Consider the following 248-nt stretch of genomic DNA (forward strand, 5'->3'; position numbering starts at 1 on the left):
GCCCGGGCCCGGGCGGTCACCGAGGCCTGCGAGCGGGCCGGCCTCGGAGCCGAGCCGCACCTGCTCCGCCGCCACCCGCACCGGCTCTCCGGCGGGCAGCAGCAGCGGGTCGCGCTGGCCCAGACGCTGGTGACCGGGCCGGCCGTCGTCGTCCTCGACGAGCCGACCACCGGACTGGACCCGGTCACCACCGACGCGGTGCTCGACCGGCTCGCCGTGCTGGCCGCCGGCTCCACGGCGCTCGTGCT

1 protein-coding gene is annotated in these 248 nt (G+C 79.4%); it reads left to right on the forward strand.

Features of this window, described 5'->3' with window-relative positions:
- A partial coding sequence (locus tag GTW08_RS20010) for an ATP-binding cassette domain-containing protein (protein WP_161152377.1) occupies positions 1–248 on the forward strand: 248 nt, incomplete at both ends.

Origin of the sequence: Pseudonocardia sp. SID8383 (assembly GCF_009864975.1) — a bacterium.
In the GTDB taxonomy this organism is placed as follows: domain Bacteria; phylum Actinomycetota; class Actinomycetes; order Mycobacteriales; family Pseudonocardiaceae; genus Pseudonocardia; species Pseudonocardia alni.